This window comes from Paenibacillus sp. 01T431 (genome assembly GCF_056398625.1).
The window spans coordinates 1-514 of record NZ_JBFTPT010000068.1; the positions used below are offsets into that span (position 1 = coordinate 1).

The 514-nt window shown below is 48.6% G+C and carries 1 protein-coding gene; it reads right to left on the reverse strand.

Annotated elements, in window-relative coordinates; translation table 11 throughout:
* Window positions 1-514 (reverse strand): Ig-like domain-containing protein (locus AC1DM9_RS34465; protein WP_477584509.1); only part of this gene is annotated, 514 nt, incomplete at both ends.

The window sequence follows — 514 nt, forward strand, 5'->3', positions numbered from 1 at the left end:
TTACGGAAATCACTTGAACAGGGATGGCAGGCTCATTAATTTCAATCGTTTTGGTTCCAAATACGGCACTGCCGTCAGCAGCCGTTGCTTTAACGGTAACTGTACCTGCTGAAACACCCGTCAATACTCCGCTTTTGCTGATTGTTGCTATGCCTGTTCCGTTTTCAACAGACCACTCGATTGATTTTTCCGTTGCATTTGCAGGAGCAACGGTCGCGTCAACGGTTAACGTCTGACCAACCAGCACGCTGGAATCACCTGTTAACGTAATCGAAGCAACAGGGACTTGGACTGCCGTAATCGTAAGAATCGTGCTGCCTACAACTCCGCTTTCATCGGCAGCTGTTGCTTGGACCGTTACTGTGCCTGGATTGCCGGCAGTAAGCTCACCCGTTGTTTTATCAATAACAGCCGTACCTGTTCCATCTATTACGGACCAAGCGACCGCTTTGTTTGTTGCGTTGCTAGGAGCAGCCACAGCATTCATTTGCAGCTTCTTACCTGATTCGATTGT